This window comes from Nocardioides sp. LHD-245, assembly GCF_030929495.1.
Taxonomy (GTDB): Bacteria; Actinomycetota; Actinomycetes; order Propionibacteriales; family Nocardioidaceae; genus Nocardioides.
This window is the reverse complement of the sequence record NZ_JAVFWN010000001.1, coordinates 198,232-218,229: the sequence shown is the minus strand read 5'-3', so window position 1 is coordinate 218,229 and position 19,998 is coordinate 198,232. Positions and strand designations below refer to the sequence as shown.

The 19,998-nt window shown below is 71.5% G+C and carries 16 protein-coding genes; 9 read left to right on the top strand and 7 right to left on the bottom strand.

Translation table 11 applies throughout. The annotated features are described in order from the left end of the window. Positions 1 to 8: 8 nt before the first annotated feature. Genes RB608_RS01055 through RB608_RS01015 form a run of 9 tightly spaced genes read left to right on the top strand, consistent with a single transcriptional unit; the run spans position 9 to position 9,391 of the window. A complete protein-coding gene (locus RB608_RS01055; RefSeq protein ID WP_282403700.1) occupies positions 9 to 185 on the top strand; it encodes a DUF6760 family protein in 177 nt (58 codons plus the stop codon). Beyond that, positions 175 to 651 carry a phage tail protein gene (locus RB608_RS01050; protein ID WP_308085921.1) on the top strand — a complete coding sequence of 159 codons (477 nt, stop codon included), beginning with the start codon at positions 175 to 177 and terminating at the stop codon, positions 649 to 651. Before RB608_RS01055 ends, RB608_RS01050 begins: the two co-directional genes overlap by 11 nt. Then, complete coding sequence (locus RB608_RS01045; RefSeq protein WP_308085920.1) at positions 648 to 3,488, top strand: hypothetical protein; 2,841 nt, start codon at positions 648 to 650, stop codon at positions 3,486 to 3,488. The genes RB608_RS01050 and RB608_RS01045 overlap by 4 nt, the downstream gene beginning before the upstream one ends. Beyond that, complete coding sequence (locus RB608_RS01040) at positions 3,488 to 4,141, top strand: LysM peptidoglycan-binding domain-containing protein (protein WP_308085919.1); 654 nt, start codon at positions 3,488 to 3,490, stop codon at positions 4,139 to 4,141. The genes RB608_RS01045 and RB608_RS01040 overlap by 1 nt, the downstream gene beginning before the upstream one ends. Then, positions 4,141 to 5,940, top strand: a complete 1,800-nt coding sequence (locus tag RB608_RS01035; RefSeq protein ID WP_308085918.1) for a phage baseplate assembly protein V — start codon at positions 4,141 to 4,143, stop codon at positions 5,938 to 5,940. The genes RB608_RS01040 and RB608_RS01035 overlap by 1 nt, the downstream gene beginning before the upstream one ends. Continuing rightward, positions 5,940 to 6,377, top strand: a complete 438-nt coding sequence (locus RB608_RS01030) for a GPW/gp25 family protein (protein ID WP_308085917.1) — start codon at positions 5,940 to 5,942, stop codon at positions 6,375 to 6,377. The genes RB608_RS01035 and RB608_RS01030 overlap by 1 nt, the downstream gene beginning before the upstream one ends. A 16-nt stretch (positions 6,378 to 6,393) precedes the next feature. Then, entirely contained in the window at positions 6,394 to 8,340 is a 1,947-nt protein-coding gene (locus RB608_RS01025) for a putative baseplate assembly protein (protein ID WP_308085916.1), read from the top strand. Continuing rightward, the gene (locus RB608_RS01020; RefSeq protein ID WP_308085915.1) at positions 8,337 to 8,930 is read left to right on the top strand and encodes a phage tail protein; all 594 of its coding nucleotides are present in this window, start codon (positions 8,337 to 8,339) and stop codon (positions 8,928 to 8,930) included. Before RB608_RS01025 ends, RB608_RS01020 begins: the two co-directional genes overlap by 4 nt. A gap of 32 nt (positions 8,931 to 8,962) precedes the next feature. Next, positions 8,963 to 9,391 carry a hypothetical protein gene (locus tag RB608_RS01015; RefSeq protein ID WP_308085914.1) on the top strand — a complete coding sequence of 143 codons (429 nt, stop codon included), beginning with the start codon at positions 8,963 to 8,965 and terminating at the stop codon, positions 9,389 to 9,391. Between the two features lie 16 nt (positions 9,392 to 9,407). Here the strand turns inward: RB608_RS01015 and RB608_RS01010 are convergent, their stop codons facing one another. The 7 genes from RB608_RS01010 to glf form a co-directional block, all read right to left on the bottom strand. Then, the gene (locus RB608_RS01010) at positions 9,408 to 9,926 is read right to left on the bottom strand and encodes a YbjN domain-containing protein (RefSeq protein WP_308085913.1); all 519 of its coding nucleotides are present in this window, start codon (positions 9,924 to 9,926) and stop codon (positions 9,408 to 9,410) included. Continuing rightward, positions 9,923 to 12,895 (bottom strand): DUF4157 domain-containing protein, encoded by a 2,973-nt coding sequence (locus RB608_RS01005; RefSeq protein WP_308085912.1) that lies wholly within the window; start codon positions 12,893 to 12,895, stop codon positions 9,923 to 9,925. The genes RB608_RS01010 and RB608_RS01005 overlap by 4 nt, the downstream gene beginning before the upstream one ends. Continuing rightward, positions 12,888 to 14,753: an ATP-binding protein gene (locus RB608_RS01000; protein ID WP_308085911.1), complete on the bottom strand. Its 1,866-nt coding sequence runs from the start codon at positions 14,751 to 14,753 to the stop codon at positions 12,888 to 12,890. Before RB608_RS01000 ends, RB608_RS01005 begins: the two co-directional genes overlap by 8 nt. A 386-nt stretch (positions 14,754 to 15,139) precedes the next feature. Then, entirely contained in the window at positions 15,140 to 15,901 is a 762-nt protein-coding gene (locus RB608_RS00995; RefSeq protein ID WP_308085910.1) for an ABC transporter ATP-binding protein, read from the bottom strand. Continuing rightward, the gene (locus tag RB608_RS00990) at positions 15,901 to 16,785 is read right to left on the bottom strand and encodes an ABC transporter permease (RefSeq protein WP_308085909.1); all 885 of its coding nucleotides are present in this window, start codon (positions 16,783 to 16,785) and stop codon (positions 15,901 to 15,903) included. Before RB608_RS00990 ends, RB608_RS00995 begins: the two co-directional genes overlap by 1 nt. Then, a complete protein-coding gene (locus RB608_RS00985) occupies positions 16,782 to 18,785 on the bottom strand; it encodes a glycosyltransferase (protein WP_308085908.1) in 2,004 nt (667 codons plus the stop codon). The genes RB608_RS00990 and RB608_RS00985 overlap by 4 nt, the downstream gene beginning before the upstream one ends. After that, entirely contained in the window at positions 18,782 to 19,993 is a 1,212-nt protein-coding gene (gene glf, locus RB608_RS00980; protein ID WP_308085907.1) for a UDP-galactopyranose mutase, read from the bottom strand. The genes RB608_RS00985 and glf overlap by 4 nt, the downstream gene beginning before the upstream one ends. Positions 19,994 to 19,998: the final 5 nt, after the last annotated feature.

The following is a 19,998-nucleotide window of genomic DNA, read 5'->3' as shown; positions in this document are numbered from 1 at the left end:
GCCTCGGCATGTTGCGCTATCCGACCGACGCCCTGTGGCAGGAGATCGCCTACCTGGCGTACCACCTGCACTGGTCGATGGGCGACCTGCTGGACCTCGAGCACATGGACCGGGTCCGGATGGTGCGGGCGGTCGTGGCCCTGAACGAACGAGCCTGGGAGGCGGTGCGCGAGCATGGGCAGTAGCAGTGTCACCCCGCTGGGGGGCGACCTCCCCGCGGCGAACCGGTTCATCTTCGAGCTCGACGGCACTGAGATCGGCGTTTTCCGGGAGGTCCACGGCCTCCAGGTCACCGTCGCGGTGCACGAGTTCGCCGAGGGCGGCCAGAACGCCTACGCGCACCGGATGCCGGGGCGCATGTCCTGGCCGAACCTGCACTTCAAGCGGGGACTGACCGACAGCAACGCGCTGTTCGAGTGGTTGGAGCGCAGCTCGGGCGAGGGCTTCGCAGCCGCGGGCAGCAAGCTGACCCGGTCGACCGGCGCCGTCACCGCTATCGACACCACCGGTGCCCGGCTGCGCTCGTGGGAGTTCCTCGACGTCTTCCCCGTGCGGTGGCGCGGCCCGGACTTCTCGATCGGCAGCCCGACGCCGCTCGAGGAGGAGCTCGAGGTCGCCCACCACGGCTTCCGGGCCAGGACCGTGACGTGAGCGACGACGCCGCTCCGGCCGCCGACGCGACCCGCCTCGGGCGGGCCGCCGCCGGCCGGCTTCGGCTGCCCGGCGGCGGAGCGCGGCCGAACCAGCGCCAGGTCGGCATCCTGGCCCGCTCGGTCGGTCGCTTCGCCAACGGCGTCTCCCGGCCGGCCGACGTCCGGGTCGCCCTGCGCGGCCCCGGCCTGTCGGCCGGTGACATGCGCCCGCCGCGCTGGTGGACGCCGATGCCGCACGATGACGTCGACGGCTCGGCCGGCCGCCCCGCAGGCGGCGCGTCATCCGCAGACGGCCCGGCACCCGCCGGCACCGGTGTGACGGGTGGGCCCGCGCCCTGGCTGCGCGACACGCAGCCGGTCGGCGCCGGCACGCTGCCCGGACGCGGACTGCCCCGTGCGGCGCGGGTGGTCGAGGACGAGCAGAGCTACACCCCCGGCGGCATGCTCTCGAACCTCACCTCGGTCGAGGCCCGGGTACGCCGACACTCCGAGGTGACCGCCTCGGGACCGATGCTCACCCAGACCGACCGCCAGAAGCTGACCGCCGTGCGGCGACGCCCGGTCGAGGAGCCGCCCGCCACGACCGTCCGCCGGTCCCCCACCCGTCCTGGGTCGTCCACCACGGCCCGCCCGGCCGGGGATGGCCCGACCGCGGCGACGCCGGTCGCGGCGCCGACATCCGCGGCGGCCCCACCGGCAGCGCCGACATCCGCCGTAGCGGCACCCGCCGGCACCGGCGCTCCCGGCTCACCCGCCACCGAGCCGGCCGGCGCCACATCGGTCGCAGCGCCCGGTCCGCGAGCTCCCTGGAGCCTGGCGGCCGCACCGACGCGATTCACCCGGAGTCTGGGTGCCCGGACTCCGGGCGTCCCGAGTCCGGGCGCCCGGCCCCTGCGCACCCGAGCCGACCCGACACGCCAGCTCGGCAGCGTCGCGGCATCGACGCGGACGGCGCTGACACCGGCGACCCCGATCCGCGCGGCCTCGGTGGGGCTGCTCGATCGCGCACCGGCCCTGCCCGGTCCCCTGCTGCCCGGGTCACGGAGGGACGTCGGCGCCTCGTCCGACGACGCCCCCGCGCCGACCCCGAGGACCGCCCCGCCGACCACCTCGCCAGCGACGCCCGCGCCGGCGCCCCCGGCTCCGGACCTCTCCCCGGCACCCGTCGTCCCGGTCCGCACGATCGCTCCGGCACCCCCCGCGCCGACGGCCCCGGTCCGCACGACCGCTCCGGCACCCCCCGCGCCGTCCGCCCCCGGCACGCCGACCACCTCCTCGACCACCGGCACCTCCCCGATCACCGGGACCTCGGGCGCGTCGTCGTCCGCCGAGACCTCGTCGAGCACCCCGGGACCATCGGCGACACCGACCGTCACCACCACGGCGCAGCCCGGGCCGGACACCTCCTCGGGCGCCCCGGCTACCCCGACCGTGCGCCGGTACGCCCGCCGAGGCACGCGGCCGGGCGCCCCTCCCGCCGCATCCACCCTCGCGATGCCGGACCAGCTCGTGGTCCGCCGCTGGACCCGGCACGGCCGGCGCAACACCGCGCTGGCGACCGGCTTCGGCGCCGATGCCCCGATCCGGCCGGCGACGGCCGGATCCCTGCGCGCCACGGCGCCGCCCGCCGTAGGCAGCGCCGCGGCCCCCCCGGCCCCTGCGGGTGCGCCGACGGCACAGCCGGCCGGCTTCGCGGCGGCGCCCTGGGTCACGGCGGCGGCGAGCAGCGGTACGGCGGCGCCGGGCGCTCCACTCATCGGCCAGCGCTCACCCGCCCCTCGCCCGGCCGCGGGTGCCGCGCCCGACGGGCCGAGCGCACCCGCCGCCGTCCCCGACGCTTCGGCCGCACCTGTCGCACCGGCTGACCCCGTCGCTCCGGCAGCACCGGCAGCACCGGCAGTTCCGGCAGCACCGGCAGTTCCGGCAGCACCGCTCGCCCCGAGCCCACCCACCGCCGGACCGGACGCGGCGCCTGCGCCGGCACCCGCCTTCGGCGGAGCCTGGGCGCCCGCCCCGGGCGACCCGCCGCGCGCCGAGACGGGCACCGGCGGGGCGGCCCCGGCGCTCACGGCTCCGGGACGTCCGGTGATCGGCAGGCGCGGGCCGGCCTTCCCCGCGATGACACCGGCCCCCGGGGTCGGTGGCCTCGCACAGCCCGGTCCCGCGCCCGCAGGTCCCGCGACCGTCGGGTCCACCCAGCCCGGCCCGGCGACCAGCCCGCCCCTCCAGCCCGGACCCGCCCCGGCAGGTCCCCCGCTGCCGTGGGCGGCGGCCGCCGGCGTCCTGCCTCCGGATCCCGGCGCGACCGGTGCCGCATCGACCGCTCTCCTGCGCACGCTCCCGGTCGCCCCGCCGCGGACCGGCCCGGTGACCCGCGACGCCTCCGCAGCGCCGCCCGGCCCGCCCGGGTCCCCGGCACTCCCGGCGCCGCTCGGTGCGCCCGGCGTCCCGGCCGTCCTCACCGCTGCCGACATCGAGCGGATCCGTGGCGGCGCCGGATCCCTCCTGGAGCGCACGGCCGGCCTCTTCGCCGCGCCGGGCGCCGGATCCGCCGTCAGCCCGTCCCTCAGCCCAGCGCCCGGGCGGGAGCCCGACCGCACCACGGGAGGTTCTGCCGTGTTCCATCCGACCAGCACCGACAGCCACGCGTCGGCCGCCTCCCGCCCCGATCCCTGGCGAGACGGCGTACCCGACCCGTGGACCGAGGCCGTCGACCAGGCCGAGCCGACCGGCGCCACGCTCGACCGGATCGTGGACGCCGTCGTCGAGCGGATCGAGGACCGGGTGGTCGACGAGCTCGAGCGCCGCGGCCGTCACGAGTGGCGGGTGGTCTGATGCCCGAGCTGGAGAAGGCGTTCCTGGAGCTCGAGAGCGGCGAGCGGCTGCCCTGCCTCTACAACCCGGAGACGCTCAGCGTCGGTCGCCGCAACAACTGGGTGTCCAACCCGATGCCGGGCAAGGGCGTGCCGACCCTGCAGTACGCCGGTGCGGGCGGCGGGTGGATGCGGATGGACCTGCGCTTCGACACGACGGCCGACGGCACCCCGGTCACGAAGCACACCGGGAAGATCCTGAAGCTGATGGAGGTGGACCCGAACCTCCCCGGCACCGACGTCGAGCGCAACAACGCCCGGCCGCCGACCGTGACCTTCCACTGGGGCGACCTGCACTCGTTCCGGGCCGTGGTCTCGGACATCCGCCTCAGCTTCACCTACTTCTCCTCCGGCGGCGTGCCGCTGCGAGCCGAGATCCAGCTGGAGCTGCGGCAGTACGAGAGCTCGGACGCGCTCGGTCCCCAGAACCCGACCTCGGGCACCCCGAAGCCGAGTCGCGTCCACCGGGTGCAGCCGGGCGAGACCCTGGACCGGATCAGCGCGCGCTACTACGGCGACGCGACCCAGTGGCGCCGCCTGGCCCGGGCCAACAATGTCGAGGACCCCCTCGCGCTGCACCCCGGTGACCTGCTCGACATCCCTCGGGAGAGCTGATGGCCACCTCGACGATGCCCGTCCCCGCGGCCCTCGAGGTCGCCGGGGCACCGCTCAGCGCGCAGCGCCTCGAGCTCCTCACCTCCCTACGGGTCGAGACGGCCGTCAACCTGGTCGGCCGGCTGACCCTGCGCTTCGCCGACGTGGGCTACCAGCTGTCGAGCGGTGAGGTCTTCGGCATCGACGCGGTGCTGCGCGTGACCGTGCCCGGTGCCCAGCAGGTGCTCTTCCACGGCACCGTGAAGAGCATCGCGCTCGATCACTCGGCCGGGCAGGTGCCCGAGCTGGTGGTGATCGCCGAGGAGCCGACCTGGCGACTGGCGCGCGACACCACCATCGCGACCTACGAGAAGATGTCGGCCGCCGACGTGCTCACCCGGCTGCTCCGCTCAGTCGGCCTCACCCTGGTGAACCGGGCGCCTGCGCTGTCCGGCCACCTGCCCGACTACACGGCGAAGATCGGGTCCTCGCTGGCCCACCTCGACGAGGCCGTGCGCGCCCACAACGCCATGTGGCGCTTCGAGGCGCCCAACAAGGTGCATGTCGACCCGGTCAGTGCGGTCGCGCCGGCCTCCGTCCGGCTCAGCTTCCCGCGCAGCGACGGCACGGCCACGCCCGACCAGCGCCTGCTCACGTTCTCGGTCAAGGCCACGGCGGGTACGCCGCGCAAGACCCAGGTGAACGGCTGGGACCCGAAGACGAAGCAGACCATCGAGGGCATCGCGCAGACCGAGGGCGGGGAGCCGCATCACTTCGCCCAGCTCACCGCGCGGTCGGTGAGCGGCATCGGCACCCAGGGCCTGCGGACCAACGCCGGGACGCCCCAGGTCCAGGCCGAGGCACAGACCCTCGCCAAGGCGATCCAGACCTCGATGGACTCCGACGCCCTGATCGGCCGCGGCACGGCTCTTGCCGACCCGAGGATCCGCCCGGGCGTCGCACTGGAGATCACCGACGTGGGCCCGTCCTCGGGGACCTACCTGGTGACCCGGGTCGAGCACGTGTATGACCGGCGCGGCTTCCACACGACCTTCCACACCGGCAGTCACCGGCCGCGCGGCCTGGTCGACACCCTGGGCGGCGGGGGCCGACCGGAGGCTCGGGCCGAGGGGATCCAGGTCGGCATCGTGACCAATATCAACGACCCCGAGAAGCTCGGCCGAGTCCGGGTCAAGCTTCCCTCGCTGCTGGGGAACGACGTGGAGTCGGCGTGGGCTCGGGTGTCGACCTTCGACGCCGGCAACGGACGCGGGGCCACCTTCCTGCCGGAGGTCGACGACGAGGTCCTGGTCGGCTTCGAGGAGGGCAGCCTGCGCCGGCCCGTGGTCCTCGGCTCCGTCTACGGCGGCAAGAACAAGCAACCCGAGCTGGGTCGCCTGCTCGGCAACGGCCAGGTCAACACCCGTCGGCTGACCTCACGCTCCGGGCATGCGCTCGAGATGGTCGATGAGAAGGGCAAGGAGGCCGTCCTCCTCAAGCACGGCCGGAAGGAGATGTCGATCAAGCTCGACGAGGCCTCCAACAGCCTGACCATCGAGGCCCAGGGCGGTGACCTCAAGCTCACCAACGGGCAGGCGACGGTCACCCTCGCCAGCAACGGCGACATCACCATCGACGGTGCCGCCATCAAGATCAAGGCCAAGGCCGGTCTGTCCATGGAGGCCAGCGGTCCGACCGATCTGAAGACCCAGGCGACCCTCAACGTGGAGGGGGCCAGCACGACCGTCAAGGGCAAGGGCGCCGCCACGTTCGAGGGCGGGATGACCACGATCAAGGGCGGGACGGTGTTGATCAACTGATGAGCATCGTTCCTGGCACCGGCCGCTCGACCGACGACGACTCCTCGTTCGTCGGGCGGGGATTCAGCTGGCCCCTCGGCGTCGACCAGACCGGGACCATCCGCCTCGCGGACGGCCCGGCATCCCTCGACCGGGCGATCACGCTGGTGCTGACGACCGCACCCGGCGAGCGGTTGATGCGACCGGAGTTCGGCTGCCGGATCTCGGAGCTGCTGTTCGAGCCGGTCACCGGCAACCTGCTCGGCCTGATCGCGCAGTACGTCCGCGACGCGCTGGCCCGCTGGGAGCCGCGGGTCGACGTCGAGGACGTCGTGGCCAGCCCCGACCCGGCGCAGCCCTCGCTGGTGCGGGTCGCCATCAGCTACCGGGTACGGGCGACCAACGACCGCCGCAACCTGGTCTACCCGTTCTACGTCATCCCGCACGACGCCGAGTGAGCCGAGGACCCGACCCATGCCGCTGCCCACCCCCAGCCTCGACGACCGGACCTTCCAGGACATCGTCGACGAGGCCAAGCGCCTGATCCCGCTCTACTGCCCCGAGTGGACCAACCACAACGTCTCCGACCCCGGGGTCGCCCTCATCGAGCTGTTCGCCTGGATGAGCGAAATGGTCCTCTACCGGGTCAACCAGGTCCCCGACCGGCTCTACTCCCACTTCCTCAACCTGGTCGGGATCGAGCCGTTCGCGCCGTCGGTGGCCCGGACCGACCTGACCTTCTGGCTCTCGACGGCGCTCGACGTCCCGATCGTCGTCCCCGCGGCCACCGAGGTCTCGACCCTCGCCGCCGGCGAGGCGGACACGGTCGTGTTCAGCACCCTGCAGGACCTGAGCATCGCCCCACCGCGCCTGGACGCCGCGATGACCGTCAGCGACGGCGGGCGGAGTGTCGTCGACGTCTGGGACGACGTCCGCTTCGACCCTGCCGGCGTGCGCTGCTTCGCCTCCCCCGACCTGTCGCCGGGCGACACGTTCTGCCTGGGCTTCCGCGACAGTCTCGCGGGCGTCGTGCTCCGCCTCGACATCGATGCCGAGGCGGAGGGCATCGGCGTCGACCCGACCAAGCCGCCGCTCGCCTGGGAGATCTGGAACGGCGACGGATGGATCGGCTGCCAGGTGTTCGAGGACACGACCGGCGGCCTCAACCGGGCGGGGGCGATCTCGCTCCTGGTGCCGGTCGAGCACGCACCGAACGCGGTGGGCAACCTCGCGGCGTACTGGCTGCGGGCCCGGCTCCTGGCGCCGTCGGCCGGCGAGCCGACCTATCGCGCGTCCCCCCGGGTACGTGCCGTCAGCGCGGCGGCGATGGGAGGCACGGTGACCGCCGAGCATGCCGAGCGCTTCCCCGCCGAGCAGCTGGGTCGCAGCGACGGCTCGCCCGGGCAGGCGTTCGCGGCCGGACACGCCCCCGTCCTGCCCCGCCGCGCCGATGAGGTCGTCGAGGTCGTCGACGGCGACGAGTCCGCGCGGTGGACCGAGGTGCCCGACTTCTCGTCGTCCGGCCCCGAGGACCGGCACGTGGTGTGGGACGACAGCACCGGGACGGTGCGGTTCGGTCCCCGGATCCGCTACCCGGACGGCTCCATCCGTCAGCACGGCGCGATCCCGCGCGACGGCACGTGGATCCGGCTCTCCGGCTACCGCTCCGGCGGCGGTCGCGCCGCGAACGTCGGGGTCCGGACGCTCACGGTCATGCGCTCCTCGGTGCCCTATGTCTCGGGCGTGGTGAACCTGGCCCCGGCCCGCGGCGGTGTCGACGCCGAGTCGGTGGCCGAGGCCAAGGAGCGGGCCCCGCTGACGCTGCGCACCGGCCAGCGCGCGGTGACGGCCGACGATTACGAGCGGCTCACCCTGGAGTCCTCCATCGAGGTGGCCCGCGCGCGCTGTCAGAGTGCCCAGCGCGGCAACGGCGCGGTCCAGCTGCTGATCGTGCCCCGCGTCCGCGGGGAGGTCACCCAGCACACCCTCGACGACTACGCGCTGACGCCCACGCTGACCGAGACCGTCTCCCGGCACCTGGACCGGCACCGGATCGTCGGCACCGCCGTCGAGATCGGGACGCCCTACTACCAGGGCGTCTCCGTGGTCGCCCTCGTGCACGGGGAGCCCGGCCGGCCGCCGGCGCTGGTGCAGCAGCGCGCGGTGGAGGCGATCAGCCGGTTCGTGAACCCGCTCGTCGGCGGCACCGACGGGACGGGGTGGCCCTTCGACAGCGATCTCAACGGCGCCGCCCTGACCCAGCTGCTCGAGTCCGTCGAGGGGATCGCCCGGGTGGAGGAGACCCTGCTCTACGAGTACGACCTGCGCACCGGTCGTCGGCTCGGCGCGGCCAAGGAGGTCATCCGTCTGGACCGGCGCTCACTGTTCCTCGCCGCCGCCCCGCAGGTGATCGTGCGATGACCCTGTCCCCCATCGTCACCCGGGTGCCGGACGGGCGCGTCCGGCCCCGCCGCGACCCTAACTGGATGCTCCAGCAGCTCCCGGTGACGATGACCGGCGAGGACTTCTTCGTCCGCTTCGTGTCGATCTTCCAGCAGGTCGGAACCACGCTCCTGGAGGATGCCGACACCGTCGAGCACCTCCTCGACCTCAGCGTCGCGCCGCCGGAGATGGTGCGCTGGCTGGGCTCGTGGATCGGTCTCGGCGCCCTCGACGCGTCGCTGCCGGAGAGCCTGCAGCGCCGGATCGTGTCCAGCGCCGCCCAGACCCTGGCCTGGCGCGGCACCAGCCACGGACTGCGCACCTATCTCGAGCTGGTGACCGGGTCCGCGGTCACCATCGAGGAGGGCGGCGGGATCTGGTCGGCCGGTGAGGCGCCGACCGACACCGCCTGGGTGCGCCTGCGGCTGGAGTCGACCGGCATGATGTCCGAGGCGGAGCTGGTCGAGGTGGTACGCGACGAGGTCCCCGCCCACGCACGCAGCGAGCTCCACGTGGCCGGCCGGCTGCTGTGGTCCTCGGCCGACGACGAGAAGGAGGCCGGCCGATGACGGCCGGAGAGCAGACGTTGAGCGGATCCCCCGTGACCTGTCCCGAATGCGGCACCCAGGCCAGCGTCGCGCTGAGCCAGCGCGACGCGGCGGACTTCTGCGCCCGTTGCGACTACCCACTGTTCTGGACGCCGCAGAACATCCAGCTCGGTGACCGGGACACCGACGGGGCCACGCTGCGTCGCCTGCCCGGCACCGCCGGGCAGGTCACCGTGGCGGCGGTCCCGTGCCCGCACTGCGGCGAGGTCAACCCGATCGCGGCCGAGACCTGCACCCGGTGCGGCCTGCCGATGGTGGTCCCGCCGCCACCGGAGCCCGAGCCGGAGCCGGAGCCGGTGCTCGTCGTACCTCAGCCGGCCCCACCGGCACCGGAGCCGCGCTCCCTGTGGTGGGTGTGGGTGCTGCTCGGCGTGACGACGCTGCTGCTGGTCGCCCTGCTCGTGTGGTGGCGACTGTCCTGACCGGCTCGGCTCCCGGTCAGTCGTCGTCGGGATCGGCCTCGATCGCCGCGACGACCTCCGCGGGCTCGGCGCCCAGGGACACCGCGACCAGACCGGTCAGGTAGCGGTCGAAGATCTCGACGTTCGCGGCGGAGAGATCGTTGACGATCGCATCGAGCAGATCGTCGTCCTCGAGGACCTGCCGGGGCAGGGTGATCAGCTCGATGCCGGTGCGCAACCGCGCCTCGCCCGTGTCGTGGTCGAACTCGAAGGCCGCCGACACCAGGCCGTGGTTGATCCGGTGCAGGAGCTCGGCCATCGCCGGCCACCGCTCCGGCGCCGGGTCGACCGGCGAGAGGGAGTAGAAGACGAACCGGTCCACGTCGTCATCGGTGATCGCGAGGGCCGACCAGGAACCGTCGGTGCCCTCCACCTCCACGGTGAAGCCGGTGCCGTCCTCGAGCGCGATGACCGGCCAACCGCCCTTCTCGTAGACGCGGGCGGCCGCGCGCTGGACCGGTCCGTGGCGCACGGTCTCGACGGGTTCGGTGCTCATGCGATGCCCTCCTGGGCGCGGCGCGCCACCTCGAAGTCGACGTACTCGAGGTTGCCCTCGTAGAACGGGTCGGTCTTCGGCAGGCTACCGACGAGCTGGTAGAGCTCGGCCATGTTCGCCTTCGCGACCTTGGCGGCGAAGGCCGGGTCGAACTGGTGCACGGGGGCGACCTGCTTGGCCGCCTGCTTCTGCTCGGCGAGCTTGGCACGCTTGTCGTGATCGGAGCTGGTGCGGGACAGCTGGTCGGGGGCGATCCCGTTGACATGCTGCTCGCCGCGGACCTTGGCGTAGGACTTCTCCGTCTTGTCCTCGCCGCGCAGGAAGTTGAACAGGACCGATCCCTTGCCGCGGTCCTTCTTGCCGTGGTAGCCGAGCTTGTTCTTCTCGTCGACCAGCTGCTTCGCGTCCGCATGCTTGGCCTTCAGCTCGGCGACCTTCTTGCCGATCTTGTCGGGCAGGCCGGTGATGGCGCCGGCAACCTTGCTGGGCAGCTCCTTGATCTTGTCGAGGGTGCCCTTCTCCTCCTTCTTGCCACCACCCGGGCCGTCGTCGAGGCCGAGCTTCTCCTTGACCGACGTCTTGGCGGCCTCGATCTTCTCGGTCACCGTCTTGGGATCGCCCTCGGCGTCGAGGCCGTCGAGCACCTTGTCCCGGATCTCGTAGTGCCGCATGCCGTCGATCTCGTTGTCGCGGATGCCGTAGCCCTTCAGCAGCTTCCGGGCGTAGTCGAGCTTGTGCTTCTGGGCCGCCACGATGATCACGTCGATCGAGGTGCCGATGTCGTACTTCAGGACGTCTCGGGACGCCCCCTCCTTGTGCTTGACCCCGAAGTCGGTCTTGGCGGTGGAGGACTGGCTCTCGTTGACGGTGTCGTAGATCTTGTGCCCGAGCTGGTGGGCGTAATCGGTGATGGTCAGGGTGAGCTTCGCGGCGGCGGGGATGCCGAAGCCGCCGGCGCTCGCGATCTCGGCGACGTGGAGACCGAGCATCGTGATGTTCTTGGCCAGCCCGAAGGTGGCCTTCTCGACCAGCTGGGCGTTGCGGGAGTTGACCCGCTGCAGGGAGGCCGCCAGCGGCCCCTTCCGCTCGATGACGGCCTGGTCGACGGTGACCAGGCCCTCGCCGAGCCGCTGTCCCAGCGGCACCAGCTCGATGGCCTTGTCGATGGTGCCCAGGGACGCGGTGATCAGCCCGACGATCGGGAGAGCCGTCCCGACGTCGCTGATCACCTGGGCGGACCCGCCGAACTTCTCCACGCCCTCGCGCGCCGACCGCAGCGTGATCCGGGTGATCTTCGCACCTGAGCTGAAGGCCCCGACCGCGGTCTGGGTGGCCTTCAGCTTGGCGCCGGGATCGGCCATCCCCTTCTTGATGTCGCGGATCTGGTCAGCCAGACCGAGCAGCTGGGAGAGCAGGTTGAAGATCTCGGCCAGGCCGCCGACGCTCTTGGCGGCGAGCTCGTTGGCCTCACCCGGCACGCCCTCCTTCTCGAGGTAGCCCTGGCCGATCAGCTGCTTGTTGAGCTGCTTGTCTCCCTTGCCGACGATGCCGGTGACCTTGCCCGCCGTCTTCAGGCCGTCCTTCCCGTCGAGCAGGTCCTGGTCGTGCCCGTAACGCTCCTCGAACCCCTTGCGCGCGGAGTCCTTCTTGATCTGCTGCTCCTCGCCCTTGCTGACGGGGCGCTCCTCGGCGATCTCGGCGACCTTCGCCATGCCCTTCTGGCGCGCGCGCTGCTCGTCGTCCTTGCCGCGCTGCTCCGGCGTCTCGCCCTTGCTCTGGACGTTGCGGGCCTGGCGAAGCTCGAGCTGGCGCTGCTCGGCGACCTTCTTGGCGGCGTCCTTGGTCGACATCGGGGCGCCGAACGAGGACTCGTTCTCCTCCAGCTTCTTGGAGATGTCGCCCTGCTCCTGGGCCCGCGCCTCGTTGATCGCCTCCCGGACCTCGTTGAGCGCCTTGTCGAACTCGTCGTAGCGCAGCGGCCGGAACGCCCGCAGGTCCTCGGGGGCCTTCGCCCACAGCTCGTCGACGGCCTGCTCCTCGGCCAGGTCGGCCTGAGCCCGGAGCTCCTCGGTCTCCGGCTGCCCCTGGATCACCTCGTAGCGCGCCTTGGACCGGACATAGCGCTCGAGGTCGAGCTGCTCCTTGAGCTTCATCTCGAGCTCCTTGAGCGCCTGCGGCTTGAACCGCGGGTCGGTGGCGCCGGCGTACTCGCCCTTGATCTTCGCCGAGACCTCCTTGTTCTTGGCGTTGACCTCCTTGGCCTTCTGCCGCGTGGCCTTGTCCTTGGCCTTGAGCTCGGCGCGAGCCTTGATCAGCTCCTCCTTGCGCTTCTTCGCGTCCTCGGCCTTCTTCTGCTCCTCCGGTGACTTCTCCTTCCGCTTGAAGGGGTTCCACCGGTGCACGCCGGACTCGCCGGACACGACGTGGCCGAGCTCGTGGGCCAGCACGTGCCGGCCGTGCTCCGAGCCGGCGTCGAACATCCCCGCGCCGAAGTAGATGTCCTTGCCCGCGGTGAACGCGTCGGCGGAGATCGACCGGGACAGCCGGGCGGCCACGGCGTCACGGTGGATCCGGACGTCCCCGAAGGACTGGCCGAAGGCGGACTCCATCGATGACCGGACCTCGTCGGGCAGCGGCTCCCCACCGCCGCGCCGGGACTGGATCTCCTGCTGGGCACCGGGGTCGAGGTCGCCGCCGCCGAGGCCGATCCTGCCCGGCGCCGCCGCGCTCGCGGCGCGACGGATCCGGCCGTCGCCGTCACCACCCGCGCCGTCACCACCCGCACGGACGCCGCTGAGCGCCAGCGTCCCACCACGGGACGCGAGCCGGGCCAGGGCGGCCTGCGCACGAGACTCCGCCTGGTGCTCGGCGTGGTCGTCGGCCGCGCCCACCCGCATCGGCTGCTCGGTCGCCGGAGCCGGCGTGTCGTGCTCGTGACCGGCATGGGTCCGGTCGTGGTGGTCACTCATGGAAGTCCTCCGTCTTCACCATCCGGCCGAGCTTGCGGAACTCGCCGGCGATCGCTGCGTTGACATGTGTCAAGGACACACCGGTCCCCTCGTCGACAGCCCGGAACGCCGCAGCGAGGACGATATTGCGGATCTGTCCGCCGGTGAGGTCGAACCGCGCGGCGAGTGCCGCGACGTCGAACTGCTCCACCGGCATCCGGCCGTCGGCGAGGTGGCGCTGCCAGATGGCCCGCCGCTCGTCGACGCTCGGCTCGGTGAAGTGGACGACCTCGTGGATCCGGCGCAGGAAGGCCTCGTCGATGTTGCCCGGCAGGTTGGTCGCCAGGACCACGACGCCGTCGTACTCCTCGAGCCGCTGGAGCAGGTAGGAGACCTCGAGGTTCGCGTACCGGTCGCGGGCGTCCTTGACCTCGGCGCGCTTGCCGAAGACCGAGTCGGCCTCGTCGAAGAAGAGCACCGCGTTGCCGGCCGAGGCCGCGTCGAAGAGCCGGTCGAGGTTCTGCTCGGTCTCGCCGATGTACTTGCTGACCACCGTCGACAGGTCGATCCGGTAGAGGTCGAGGTCGAGGCTGTGGGCGACCACCTCCGCCGCCAGGGTCTTGCCGGTGCCCGAGGGCCCGGTGAACAGCGCGACGACGCCGCGGCCGGAGGCGGTCGTGACGCCCCACTCGTCGTAGACCGTGGGGCCGTGGCGGTACCGGCCGACAACCGCACGCAGCTGGGCGCTCTTGGCCTCGCTCAGCACCAGGTCGTCCCAGGACTTCCGCGGGCGCACCCGGTGGGCGAGGCGGGCGAGCGGTCCGCCGAGGAGACGGCGTACGGCAGCGTCGACGTCGCCGTCGACCGCGGGGAGGGTACGCCGCACCTGGTCGAGCTGGGTGGCGCCCAGCCGATGGGTGTGGGGCACGTCGCCGAGGGCCGCTCGCCACTCGTCCTCGTCAACCACGTCGTCGGTCGCGGTGAGCTCGATCCGGTGTCGCGCCGGCATCGAGGTCAGCACCAGCTCGTCGCGGCCGGTGACGACCCAGCGCAGATGGGTGGCCCGCTCGATCCATCGCCGTCCCGCCTCGGGCAACCCCTCCTCGAGCTCGAGGACGATGCCAGCGCCGGCGAGCGTGGCCTCCCGGACGAGGGCGGCCCACCCGACGTCGTCCGCCGGTGTCGAGCTGATCAGCACGGTCGTCACCGGGCAGTGCCGCATGCCGAGCTCGCGTCGCCGGATCCGGTCGGGGCCGGTCACCAGCACCAGGCCGGGTGCCTGCTCGGCGGAGGGGTCGCCGCTCGCCCAGTGAGTGCCCAGCGGCAGGTCGGGGTCGGGGGCCGTGTCGCCGGCCAGCGCCCACACGAGGCTCGACGCGAGCCGGATCCGGGTCGCGGCCCAGGTGCCGTCCTGGCTCAGGTCGACCAGCGCAGCCCGCAGCAGCGCCGAGCCGGGGGCGATCGCGGCCGCGCACCGGCTGACGTCACCGAGCAGCCGGGCCGCGGCGCCGAGGCTCAGCCGGGCCCCCGGGCCCGATCCGTCCAACACCGCCACCTGAGCGGCTCTGGCGGCGTCCACCTCGACAGCCACGACCAGGGCCAGCAGCTCGGTGGCCTCCTCGGACGCGCCGGCGTTGGCGCAGAGGGTGGCGAACGCCGACGGTTCGCCGACCAGCCTCGCGCGGGCTCGTTCCAGCTCGTCGGCGGTGCCGATCAGCTCGCCGGGTGCATCGTCGAGGGATGCGAGCGCGTGCGCGATCGCGGCGTCCGCATAGGCCAGCATCGGATCGATCGCCGGCGTCCGGGGAGCACCCGACGTCATCGCGGCCGCGCTGAGCGACGGCTCCGATGAGATCTCGGGTGTGACGGAGGTGACCACGCGCGCCCTCCTTCGCGTGCCGTGGCTCCGATCCTCCCGCCCCGCCACTCCCCCGCGCAGCAAAACGGCCGAAGTCGGGACCCCACCCGGCGTGCGCAAGCAGTTCAATCTGAGCCGGGTCAGCGACTTCCCGAGTTCAAACTGCGCCGGGTCAGCGACCTCCCGAGTTCAATCTGCGCCGGGTCAGCCTGCTGACCAACCCCAGCCGGTCATCGCGGGAAGCGAGGGCGCCGGAGCGTAGGGAGCGAGGGACGAGCGACCAGAGCGGAGAAGCCGAGTCTTTCCGCGAGCCGGCCGTCTTGCCGCCAGGCGGAGCCGGGACCTACCGGACTCGACCGCGGGCCGGCAGCGTGGCGCGACGAAGGAGCGACATCGCTCGGCCAGTCCTAGATGTCGTTGGCGATCTCGTCGTCGATGTCGTCGCCCTCGTCGTAGCGCAGGTAGTGCACGGCCTCGGTGGGGTCGCCGTCGAAGCCGAGGCGTCCCTTCTCCAGGACGAGCACCCGGTTGCACATCTTGATGACCGAGTCCGGCGAGTGGCTGACGTAGAAGAGGGTGCGGCCGCTCTTGCGGATCTGCCGCATCCTCTTCATGCACTTGACCCGGAACGGCTTGTCGCCGACGGCGAGGACCTCGTCGGCGAGGAAGATGTCGGAGTCGACGTGGATCGCGATGGCGAACCCGAGCCGGGCCTTCTGGCCCGACGAGTAGTGGCCCACCGGGCCGTCGAGAGTGTGGCCGAGCTCGGCGAACTCGACGATGTCGTCGAGCTTGCGCTTGATCTCCGACTCGGTCATCCCGAGGATGGCGGCGTTGAGGTAGAGGTTCTCGCGGCCGGTGAGCTGGTTGTGGAAGCCGGCACCGGTGGCGATCAGGCCGGCGATCCGGCCGCGGGTGAGGATCGACCCCTCGTCGGGCTTCATCACGCCGTTGATCATCTTGAGCAGCGTGCTCTTGCCGGAGCCGTTGAGGCCCATGATGCCGATCGACTCGCCCTGCTCGACGGTGAACGAGACGTCGTCCACGGCCTTGAAGGTCTCGGAGGTCGGCCGGCCCTTCGCCTTGGCGACCGCGACCTCCTTGAAGGTGCGGTGGTAGCGCAGCGTGAAGTACTTCGTCGCGTTCTCCACGACGATCGATGTGGCCATCAGAGGCGCTCCGGGATCTTGTTCTCGAGCCGGCTGAAGACGAACTGGGCGACGAACAGGATCAGCAGCGAGATCGCCACGATGATCGCGCCGTTGAGCAGCAGATGGTCGGGCATCGCCGTCACGGCCTTGTGTCCGGGGTCCACCGTGCCGACCCAGAACGCCCGCTGGAAGAGCAGGACGGCGTCGGCGAGCGGGTTGTAGAGGTAGTACTGGGCGAACCGGCCGAAGCGCTCGTCGACCATCGCGTACGAGTACATCATCGGGACGCCCCAGCGCACGAAGTTGTTGAAGACGCTGACGATATTGCCGAAGTCGCGGAAGAAGACGTTGGCCGCGCTGAAGAACAGGGCGCCGGACAGGCCGAGCAGACCACAGATCAGCAGGCCGAGCAGGAGCGCGAGCAGATCGACCGGCTCGGGAGTCCAGCCCGACAGCAGCGCCGTGATGATCAGGATCACGATCTGCGGGACGACGTGGTAGAGCGAGACCAGCATCGTCGCGACGGGGAACATCTCCCGGGGCATGGCCATCTTCACCACCAGCGCCCGGTTGCGCACGATCGAGCGGGTCCCCGCCCCGAAGGTCTCGGTGAAGAAGTGCACCACCGTCAGGCCGGCGAACAGGTGGATCGCGAAGTTCGGGATGTCGGCGTGCAGGTTGAAGATGAACCCGACCACGAAGTAGTAGATGCAGAACTGCGTCAGCGGGTTGATGTAGGACCAGATCAGGCCGAGGAACGAGCCCTGGTAGCGGGCGCTGATCTCGCGGGTGACCAGCAGCTTGAGGAGGTAGCGCCGGCGCAGCACGCCGATCAGGCCGTTGTCGGACGACGGCGGCCGCAGCGGCGGCAGGCCCGCCTCGTCGGGCGAGGTCGCGGTCATCGTTCCTCGCCTTCGATCCAGGGAGCGAAGGTCTTCTCCCAGGTCTCGGGCGAGGTGATGTCGCCGAGCGCGGACCGGTACTGCCCCGCGATCTCGTCCCAGTCGCGCCGGAACCGGTTGTGGAGCTCGACGGTACGGCGCACCAGCGCCTTGTAGCGCTCGCGGTCACGCTGGTAGAGCGCCGCCGAGGTGCCGTCGTTCATCGAGACGACGGCCGAGTCGAAGCCCGCGATGCGGTACCACTTGGCGTCCATCGCCCGGATCTCCACCTCGGGGAACTCCCGGGAGAGGTCGCGTGGCTTCTTGAGCTGGCGGATCGGCGCCAGTCCGGCGGTGATCACCTTGGAGAGGCGGCCCGGCACGTCGCTGAGGTCCTTGCCCTTGCGCGGCGGCTTCTCCCGCCGCACCGGCGGGAAGTCGTCGGCGTCGGCGTGCAGCTGGGCGTCGGTGAACTGCTTGCGGAACGCGTTGACCTCGCCGAGGCGCGTGCCGAGCATCCCGTGCAGGCCGTGCGGCCCGGCGAGGACGTCCTCGAGAGCCTGGATCCGCAGCTCGACCGTGGAGTACTGCATCGACACGAGGTGGGCCAGGTCGAAGGCGAAGCTCTCCGGCAGCAGGCGGCCACCGCGGGGGTAGTTGGAGTGCAGCAGCGCCGCCACGAAACGGTTGCGCTGGTGGAAGTAGGCCTGCCAGTCGAGCGCGTCGTTCTTGTCGGTCCACGGGACGTGCCAGACCGCGGCACCCGGGAAGGTGACCGTCGGCACTCCGGCCGCCTTGGCGCGCAGGCCGTACTCGGAGTCGTCCCACTTGATGAACAGCGGCAGCGAGAGACCGATGTCGTCGAGCACCGAGCGCGGGATCATGCACATGAACCAGCCGTTGAAGTCGACGTCCTGCCGCTTGTGCAGCCACCGCGCGGAGCGCAGGTTGCGGGCGCCGAAGTCCCAGTCCTGGAAGCCGTCCTTGGGCGACATCCACCAGAACCGGTAGGGCTGGACGATCTCGCCGAAACTGTGCAGCCGGCTCTTGGCGTAGAGGCTGAACATGTGGCCGCCGACGATCGTGGGCCGCTTGGCGAGGTCGCCGAACGTGACCGCCCGGATGATGCCCTCGGGCTCGCAGACGACGTCGTCGTCCATCATCATCGCGTACGTCGCGGTGCCCTTGCGGACCGACTCGAGCTGACCGCGGGCGTAGCCGCCGGAGCCGCCGAGATTGCCCTGCTGGAGCACCTTCAGCCGGCCGTCGAGGCCGGCCTCGGCACCGGGGAAGAACTCGCTGTCGCGCACCAGCTGGGTGCCCTGCTCCATCACGAAGACCGTGTCGAGGTAGGGCAGCAGCTCGGCGGTGCCGAGCTGGGCGAGCAGCTTGGCGCAGAAGTCCGGGCGGTTCATCGTGGTGATGGCCAGGTCGACGGTGCCGTGGTCGGCGCGGTCGGCGGGCACAGCGGCATGCCACTCAGCCGACTCCACGGTCACGTCGCCGTGGCCGGCCACGACGTCGTACCAGTACCAGCCGCCGTCGATGAACGGACCGAGGGTGAGCTCGAAGCTCAGCGTGGTCGGGCCCTCGGCCTCGGTGACCCCGCTGTCGACCTTCTGCTGGCGGCCGTTGGCCATCGACTTGTTGACGATCACGGTCGCGCCGGGGCCACGCACCGTCACGGTCAGCGTCACGGCCGTGACGACGCTCCACCGACGCCAGTAGCTGGCGGGGAAGGCGTTGAAGTAGGTACCGAAGGAGACCTTCTCGCCCGACGGCACCAGGACGGCGGTGCGGGACAGCACCTGGTCGGGGCGTACGGCGCGTCCGGTGGAGGTCTTCTGCCGGATCGAGGCGTTGTTGAGCTCCTTGGCCGCCCGCGAGCCGCCGACGACGTACTTGTCCTCGTCGAGGTTGGTCTCCTCGCAGTCGAGGTAGAGCGGAAGGACGTCGGGGTCGGTGTCGAGCGGCAGGATCTGGCGCTGCAGCAGCCGCTGCACGGTGGAGGTCTCGCTCATGCGTCCGCGCCACCGCTCTTCAGGTCGGCGCCGTCCGCGAAGTGCGGGCGGAGCGTGTTGTCGTACATGGACAGCGCCGAGGCGATCGCCATGTGCATGTCGAGGTACTGGTAGGTGCCGAGGCGGCCGCCGAAGAGGACCCCGAACTGTGCGGCCTCGCGATCGGCGAGAGCCCGGTACTTGAGGAGCTTCTCGCGGTCCTCGGCGGTGTTGACCGGGTAGTACGGCTCGTCGGTGTCGTCCGCGAAGCGGCTGTACTCCCGCACGATGACCGTCTTGCCCGCGGGGTAGCTGCGCTCGGGGTGGAAGTGCTTGAACTCGTGGATCCGGGTGAAGTCGACGTCGGGGTCGGGGTAGTTCATCACCGCGCAGCCCTGGAAGTCGTCGACGTCGAGGACCTCGGGCACGAGGTCGACCGTGCGCCACGACAGGCGGCCCTCGCTGTTGGCGAAGTACTCGTCGATCGGGCCGGTGTAGACGATCGGGACCTTGCCCTTGTAGCGGTCGGCGACGCCGGGGTCCAGGAAGTCGGTGTCGAGGACGACCTCGATGTTCGGGTGGTCGGCCATCCGGGCCAGCCAGGCGGCGTACCCGTCGGTGGGCAGTCCCTCGTACTTGTCGTTGAAGTAGCGGTTGTCGTAGGTGTAGCGCACCGGCAGCCGCGAGATGATGTCGGCCGACAGCTCCTCGGGCGCGGTCTGCCACTGCTTGGCGGTGTAGTGGGCGATGAACGCCTCGTAGAGCGGGCGGCCGATCAGGGAGACGCCCTTCTCGACGAAGTTCTCCGGCTCCTTGCCGCCCAGCTCGGCGGCCTGCTCCTTGATCAGCTCACGCGCCTGCGCCGGCGTGTAGGCGGCGTCGAAGAACTGGTTGATGGTGCCGAGGTTGATCGGCAGCGGGTACACCTGCTGGTGGTGGGTGCTGTAGACCCGGTGCTGGTAGCCGGTGAACGAGGTGAACCGGTTGACGTACTCCCACACCCGCTCGTTGCTCGTGTGGAACAGGTGCGCGCCGTACTTGTGCACCTCGATCCCGGTCTCGGGCTCGGGCTCGCTGTAGGCGTTGCCGCCCAGGTGGGAGCGGCGCTCGACCACCAGGACCTTGAGGTCGAGGTCGGCGGCGCAGCGCTCGGCGATGGTCAAGCCGAAGAAGCCGGAGCCGACGACGACCACATCTGGGAGGCCGGGGTTCGACGAGGTGACAGACACGATGG

Excerpts from the sequence above, each read along its gene's own strand:
- RB608_RS01025 (WP_308085916.1), top strand. The coding sequence starts at position 6,394 with ATGCCGCTGCCCACCCCCAGCCTCGACGACCGGACCTTCCAGGACATC.
- RB608_RS01035 (WP_308085918.1), top strand. The coding sequence starts at position 4,141 with ATGGCCACCTCGACGATGCCCGTCCCCGCGGCCCTCGAGGTCGCCGGG.
- RB608_RS00995 (WP_308085910.1), bottom strand. The coding sequence starts at position 15,901 with ATGGCCACATCGATCGTCGTGGAGAACGCGACGAAGTACTTCACGCTG.
- RB608_RS01040 (WP_308085919.1), top strand. The coding sequence starts at position 3,488 with ATGCCCGAGCTGGAGAAGGCGTTCCTGGAGCTCGAGAGCGGCGAGCGG.
- RB608_RS01005 (WP_308085912.1), bottom strand. The coding sequence starts at position 12,895 with ATGAGTGACCACCACGACCGGACCCATGCCGGTCACGAGCACGACACG.
- RB608_RS01020 (WP_308085915.1), top strand. The coding sequence starts at position 8,337 with ATGACCCTGTCCCCCATCGTCACCCGGGTGCCGGACGGGCGCGTCCGG.
- RB608_RS00985 (WP_308085908.1), bottom strand. The coding sequence starts at position 18,785 with ATGAGCGAGACCTCCACCGTGCAGCGGCTGCTGCAGCGCCAGATCCTG.
- RB608_RS01055 (WP_282403700.1), top strand. The coding sequence starts at position 9 with ATGTTGCGCTATCCGACCGACGCCCTGTGGCAGGAGATCGCCTACCTG.
- RB608_RS00990 (WP_308085909.1), bottom strand. The coding sequence starts at position 16,785 with ATGACCGCGACCTCGCCCGACGAGGCGGGCCTGCCGCCGCTGCGGCCG.
- RB608_RS01050 (WP_308085921.1), top strand. The coding sequence starts at position 175 with ATGGGCAGTAGCAGTGTCACCCCGCTGGGGGGCGACCTCCCCGCGGCG.
- RB608_RS01030 (WP_308085917.1), top strand. The coding sequence starts at position 5,940 with ATGAGCATCGTTCCTGGCACCGGCCGCTCGACCGACGACGACTCCTCG.
- RB608_RS01010 (WP_308085913.1), bottom strand. The coding sequence starts at position 9,926 with ATGAGCACCGAACCCGTCGAGACCGTGCGCCACGGACCGGTCCAGCGC.